A 6,512-nucleotide genomic window follows, 5' to 3' on the forward strand; every position below is an offset into this window, starting at 1 on the left:
TCCCTTTTTGGGGTTCAACGGTTTAACGGTTTAACGGTTTAGTGACTCAGCTCTCATCAAGCACATTTCTTTGTCGGGATTGCGCCTCTGTCACACTCCCGATCCTGATTTCTGCCCCTGCCCCTGCCTTCTGACTCCTGGCTCCTGAATCCCATCCTTCTCTCCCCTTGGCTCACCTCGGCTCATACAACAAATATTTCCGCCGCAACTCCTTGAACCGGTCCCGTCTTGGAGCGATGGCCCGTTCGATGGCTTCGGCGTCCGCGCCCTGGGCGACCATGAGCCGGATTTGGTCCGTGCCCAGGGCCCGGTCGAACAGGCTTTCCCGGATGCCCGGATTGTCGAAGAGTTTGCGTTCCGGGTAGAGATTCTGGAGGATGGTCATCAGGGTGATCTGGGCGGTCATGGGGCGCAGGGCCAGGGGATCGGTGACCACCAGGTGCGCGCCGTGTACGGTTTGTCCGGCATGGCCGCCGTAGCCCGGAACGTAGGAGATGGGGCGGGCGCGCAGCCCGGGGATGTTTCGGGCATTGATGGCCGCCACCAGCTTGTGGCGGTCCATCCAGGGCGCGGCCAGACACTCGAAGGGCAGGGTGTAGCCCACTCCGATGTTCAGGCCGCCCCGCGTTTCGCCCAGCACGCCGGTCAGGCTGTAATGCACCGCCGAAATGGGCCAGGGGATGTGCGTGGAGGTGGGCACCCAGGGCAGGCCGGTATCCGGGTAGCGCATGGTCCGCCGGTAGTTGGCCATGGGGATGATGGACAGCTGGCAGGGTTTGGCCAGGAACTCGCTGTTCAGCATCCAGGCCAGCTCGCCGGGGGTCATCCCGTACAGGGAGGCGATGTCGTACTGCCCGATGCCGCTGCGGAACCGGCTCGTGTCCAGCACCGGGCCGTCCACGAAATCCGCGCCGATGGGGTTGGGCCGGTCCAGGACGATGAACGGAACCCCGGCCTCGGCGCAGGCGGCCATCATGTCGGCCATGGCGTAGATGTACGTGTAGGAGCTGGCCCCGATGTCCTGGATGTCGTAGAGCACCGCGTCCAGTCCGGCCAGCATGGCCGGGGTGGGTTTGCGGCGGTAGATGCTGTATACCGGCACCCCGGTCAGGGGCTCCACGTCGTCGGTCACGGCCTCCCCGGCGTAGATGTCCCCGCGAATGCCGTGCTCCGGGGCGAACAGGGCCCCCAGGCGGACGTCGGGATGCTCGTGGAGCAGGTCGATGGTCGAGCGCAGTTTGGCGTCCACCCCGGTGGGGTTGGTCAGCAGGCCCACGGTGCGTCCCTTGAGCAGCAAATCGAAAAACGAGATCATCACCTGCCCGCCGTCCGCTCCGCGCACCGTGGTCCGCCAGTCCCGGTCCAGCAGGACGTCCACGCCGAGGATCACGCGAGACTCAGTGGTCCGGGTGAAACTCCCGTCTCCGGCTGGAGACGCGAAAGTGGAATGCGCGGTGGATGGACCGGTAGAGGGCACGGAAGACGGCACGGGAGCGGGGGACGTCCGGGACGTGATGGCGGAGCAGCCGCTGATTCCCGTCAGCAGGAAAAAAAACACCAATACGGAAAACAAATGCGTCATGAAGTGACCTTGCCTGGTATCGACGACAGGTTTATCAGTGATGCGGGCAACGTCTTCACGGTTCGACGTCGGGGGCGCCCACGGCCCTTTCACGATGTGAACGGGTCACCAATGGAATCTGCTATGGGAAAACGAAAAATCATTCAAGCGCGAAAGCCCCCAAACCTGCTCTACGGGGTTAACGATCGGCCCTCGGTCTGGACCCTGGCGGTTCTCGGCGTGGAGCACGGCGCGCTGCTGATCTCCAGCCTGATGGCCGCCGTGTTTTTCGCCCAGGCCCTGGGCGCGGACGCGGCCCAGACCCGGTCCCTGGTCAGCGTCGGCCTGATCGCCGGAGGGCTGGCCAGCATTCTTCAGGCCACCAGGAAGTGGGGAATCGGCTCGGGCTATTTTTGCCTGCACACCAGTTCCTTCATCTATTTCCAGGCCTCCATCAGCGCGGCCCAGGTCGGCGGTCTTGCCCTGGTCTGCGGCATGACCGCCGCGGCCGGGGTCATGCAGATCCTGCTGGCCCGTGTCGTCGGCAGGCTGCGCACCCTGTTCCCTCCCGAAGTGGCCGGGCTGGTGGTGGCCATGGTCGGTCTGGCCCTGGCCCCGTACGCCGTCAAGTCCCTGTTCGGGCTGGGCCGCGAGGACACGCTGATCGAAGTGAGCGAAGTCCTAGTGGGCGTGGGCACTCTGGCAACCATCGTCGGGTTCACGGTCTGGGGCAAACGGGGCTTCAAGCTTTACTCGATCCTCTTGGGGATCATCTTCGGCTACGGCTCGGCCTACGTTCTGGGGGTGCTGCCCGTGGGGATGCGCGACCGACTGGGGGAACTGCCCCTGGTGGCGCTGCCCCAGATCGTCCATCCGGGGCTGGCCTTTGACCCCGCGTTCATCCTGCCTTTTCTCATCGCCATGATCTGTTCGTCCCTGAAACTGACCGGCGACGTGATCACCTGCCAAAAAATCAACGACCTGGACTGGAAGCGGGTGGACATGCAGTCCGTGCAACGCGGAATCAACGCCGAGGGGCTGGGCACCGCAGCGGCCGGCTTGTTGGGCGGAACCGGGCTGGCCGCGTCCTCCTCCAACATCGGCATGTCCTACGCCTCCGGGGCCACAAGCCGCTACATCGGCCACGCCACGGGGATTTTTTTCATCGCCTTGGCGTTTATGCCCCAACCGGCCTACGTCCTGAGCAATATGCCCGTTCCGGTGATCGGCGCGATCATCATCTACGCCGCTTGCTTCATGATCGTCACCGGCTGGTCCATCGTCATGACCCGAATGATCGACTCCAGAAAGACCTTCGTTGTCGGTATTTCCCTGATCATGGGCATGAGCGTACTGGTGGCCCCGGAGATCTACGCGCCTCTGCCCGACCAGTTCAAGCCCATCTTCGGCTCGTCCATTGCCCTGACCGCGGTGACCGGGGTGCTTTTGAACCTGCTTTTTCGCATCGGCATCGGCGACCGGGCCGAACTGCTCCTGAGCGCCGCCAATGGTTCAGGGCAAAAAATCTACGATTTTTTTCTGGACCTGGGCGGCAAGTGGGGAGCCCGGCCCGAGGTGATCCGCAAAGCTGCGGCCGCGGCCGCGGAACTGCACGAGTCGCTGGTCGGACAGGGGTTGTCCCAGGGCGAAGAAGTTCTCTTGGCGGCGTACTTTGACGAGTTTCAGGTTCAAGTGGACATGACCTACCAGGGAGAGCCGGTCATTCTGAGCCACCATCGGCCCAGTCCCGAGCAGCTTTTGAAGGACGACCAGGCCTTCGCCAGGCTCTCCGGCTATCTGATCAGCCAGTACGCGGACACGGTGCGCCTGGAAAGCACCGGGCACAAGCACCGGGTGCGGATGGTCTTCGAACACTGAGGCGCGTATGGCAGGGAGGGAAGGTATGAAGGTGGGGAGGTGGCAAGGGAGGCGAGCGGAGTGAGTGAGTTGTACGAGACCGGCTTGGTGACGGCGGGGGACATTCAGATCACTTACCGGGAGTTCGGGCCGTTCGAGGCCGGAGGGGAAGCCTCTGAGCCCCTGGTGCTGATCATGGGCTACGGCGGGTTGATGGAGATGTGGCCTCCGGTTCTGATTCACCATTTGGCACGAGACCGCCGGGTGATCGTGTTCGACAACCGGGGCATGGGGTTCAGCGGCTCCTCGGACGCGCCGTACTCCATCGAATTGTTCGCCGACGATACACTGGCCTTGTTGGACGGGTTGGATATCGAAAAGGCCTCTGTCCTGGGTTGGTCCATGGGCGCGTTCATCGCCCAGGAACTGGCTCTAGGCCATCCGCGCCGGGTGAACAGGCTGATCCTTTTGACCGCCTCGTGCGGCGGCGAGGCCGCGATCTGGCCGGACGACGCGATCTGGAATTCCCTGACCGACCTTTCCGGAACCCTGGAAGAACGCATCCAGCGCATGCTGACAAACCTCTTTCCTCAAGCCTGGCTGCGTCAAAACCCCGACCCCTCCGCATACCTTCCCCCTATCACCGCCCCGATCATCGACGCCCACATCCAGCGCCAGGCCCGAACCCTGCGTACCTGGCCCGGCGCCTGCGACCGACTTTCAACCATCCCCATCCTCGCCCTGATCATCACCGGAACCGAAGACCGGGTCATCCCCCCGGGAAACGCCCATATCCTGACCCAGGCCCTGCCCCGCGCCCGGGCCGTCGAAATTCAGGGTGGCGGGCACGGGGTGATGTACCAGGAGCCGGAACGGCTGGCCGGAATGATCGGCGGTTTTTTGACTTTGGAGTGAAGTGCCGCCGGGGTGGTTATCCAAGATGGCGGAGGGGAAGGGATCGGGCATGGAAAAGCCCTGGTTCGTCTCGGGGACGCCGAAGCAAACCAGGGCTTGAGGATGGAGTTGACTGTATTGGCTATGGAGTTTGCACGTCCACCGTGATCCGATTTGTGCGGATGGTTCCGTTTGCATCCAGTACCTGGGTGATGAAGCTCACTTCGCCCGGCGTAGTGGTCGCGGGGGCAGTTCCATTGATGATTCCGTTGGCGGTGAGGGTGAGCCATGCCGGCAGACTGGATCCTGTTGCCACCGACCATACGTAAGGCTGTCGTCCGCCGGATGCTTCAAGCCGATCGCTATATGGAACGCCGATCGTGATTTCATTGAGTTGGCTCGTCGTAATCTCGAGATCCGAACTGGGTTCGTTGACGACCAGGTTGATGGTTTGCAGCTTGACTCTTCCAGCCGAGTCCTGGACCTGGACCACGAAGCTATAGGTGCCGGGTCGCATTGTACCGGCGTTGCCCGTAACCACTCCGTTGGCACCGAGCGTGACGCCTGGGGGCATGGCGGAGCCGGTGGCCACGCTAAAACTATAGTCCGGCCTACCCCCGGAAGCGGTCAGCAAACTGGAATACGGAACGAACTGCTCGGCCGCCGGAAGGGTGGTAGGGGAAACCGTGATGGTGGCCGTGGGGTTGTCCACGGTGATGTTGACCGTGGCCGAGATGCTTGGTCCGAAACTGGCCTGGACGATGTCCACCCCTGGACGATTGCCTGCCCGATAATTCGCGATGATCGCCCCGTCGGGACCAGTGGATCGGTCGGTGGCGGCGAGTCGTCCCCCGGACGGATTGCTGACAAAGGAAAACGTGCCGACAACCCCTGGAACCGGTCCGTCCTTGTCGGTGAGCGTGGCGGTGATTTTGCTGACCCCGTCCATGTCCACTTTGTTTGGATCAGCGGTAATCTTCAGAGACTGGCGAACCGGATCCACGTGAAAAACCTTGATGTTTACCGTGGAGTCACCATATGGAGGAATGATGGCCCGAAGTACGTCGGTTCCTCCACCATTGCCCGCTCGGTAGATTGCTCGTGCGCGGCCTTGTTCGTCTGTTTGTTGGTCTGCGGACTCTATCTCTCCGCCACTTTCATTGATCTTGATTTCAAAGTTGACCGGCCGGTTGTGTTTGGCGCCTTCGACTTCCTCGCCAAGGCTGGCGGTGATCAGGCTGGGCGATCCTCTGCCGACCTCCACGGGGTCCGCCGCTAATGAAACGGCGTTGGCTGGTGGTGGCGGTGCTGGCGGATCGTCGCTGTTCGAACCCGAAGAGCCTCCGCCGCAACTCAAGAGAATCAAGGACAAAACTAGAACGAGAATCAAGCGAGTCAGAAACGTGGACATAGTCATGCTCCGCGAGGTTTGCGTGTGATGCGCCATTAATTCAAGGATTTCTGGTGTTTATCACCAGATTGTGGGATAGCCGGTTCAGCAAGTAATGTGTATTAAGCAAAAATAGTTCCATGTGCTTCAATGCAAAGTGCGGTGTTTTGACTCCTTGGGGTTTGGGTCACTTTCACCCTAAATAGTGACGAACCCGTGTAATGCTGCTGCTCGCCGCATTACCGGACAATGGACATGGATTTCGGTTGGAATAAACAAAAGCAACGCCCTCTCCGGACAGTCCGGAGAGGGCGTGAAGCCATGATCAAATTGTTGAGTTGGTAGCTACGGCCCTACCCCTACCGTTGCTCCGGCCAGCTGGGCAAAAGAAAACAGGGTGCCCGGGGCGACACCGAGCCAGAGCACGGCGGCGGCGAGCAGTCCACCCCAGAGCAGGCCGGGGTTGGGCACGGCCAGTGCCTCGGCCGGCACGTCGGTTGGCGCGTCGCGGGTGTAGGCGTGGCGGACCAAGTTCAGGTAGTAGTAGATGGCGATGGCCGAGTTGAGCACCGCGATGATCACTAGCCAATGGTAGCCTTCCATCCAGGCGGAGTTGAGCAGGAACAGCTTGCCCATGAACCCTGCTGTGGGCGGCAGGCCCACCAGGGCGAAGGCGGACACGGCTAGGACCAGGGCCAGACCGGGGGAACGCTGGTACAGGCCGTTTAAGTCATCCAGCTTGAGGTTGCGGCCGTCCGTGGACAAACGGCAGATCACCCAGAAGCAGGCCAGGTTCATTAAGAGGTAGAC

General features: G+C 61.9%; 5 protein-coding genes. 2 read left to right on the forward strand and 3 right to left on the reverse strand.

Annotation, left to right across the window (positions count from 1 at the left end; translation table 11 throughout):
* Positions 1-172: 172 nt before the first annotated feature.
* Complete coding sequence (locus tag AC559A_RS06565) at positions 173-1,582, reverse strand: exo-beta-N-acetylmuramidase NamZ family protein (RefSeq protein ID WP_498816952.1); 1,410 nt, start codon at positions 1,580-1,582, stop codon at positions 173-175.
* Positions 1,583-1,705: 123 nt separating this feature from the next.
* Between AC559A_RS06565 and AC559A_RS06570 the strand changes: the two genes are divergently transcribed.
* Both AC559A_RS06570 and AC559A_RS06575 read left to right on the forward strand, forming a co-directional pair.
* Positions 1,706-3,439 (forward strand): uracil-xanthine permease family protein, encoded by a 1,734-nt coding sequence (locus tag AC559A_RS06570; protein WP_498816953.1) that lies wholly within the window; start codon positions 1,706-1,708, stop codon positions 3,437-3,439.
* Positions 3,440-3,499: 60 nt separating this feature from the next.
* A complete protein-coding gene (locus tag AC559A_RS06575) occupies positions 3,500-4,333 on the forward strand; it encodes an alpha/beta fold hydrolase (protein WP_498816955.1) in 834 nt (277 codons plus the stop codon).
* A gap of 121 nt (positions 4,334-4,454) precedes the next feature.
* On the opposite strand, the gene AC559A_RS06580 is transcribed toward AC559A_RS06575, so the two are convergent.
* Together AC559A_RS06580 and AC559A_RS06585 are read right to left on the reverse strand one after the other, a co-directional pair.
* Positions 4,455-5,723 (reverse strand): Ig domain-containing protein, encoded by a 1,269-nt coding sequence (locus tag AC559A_RS06580; RefSeq protein ID WP_498816956.1) that lies wholly within the window; start codon positions 5,721-5,723, stop codon positions 4,455-4,457.
* Between the two features lie 324 nt (positions 5,724-6,047).
* Positions 6,048-6,512: proton-conducting transporter transmembrane domain-containing protein (locus AC559A_RS06585; protein WP_498816958.1), on the reverse strand; the 465-nt coding region annotated here is incomplete at its 5' end.

The organism is Desulfonatronum zhilinae, assembly GCF_900182865.1.
Lineage (GTDB): Bacteria > Desulfobacterota > Desulfovibrionia > Desulfovibrionales > Desulfonatronaceae > Desulfonatronum > Desulfonatronum lacustre.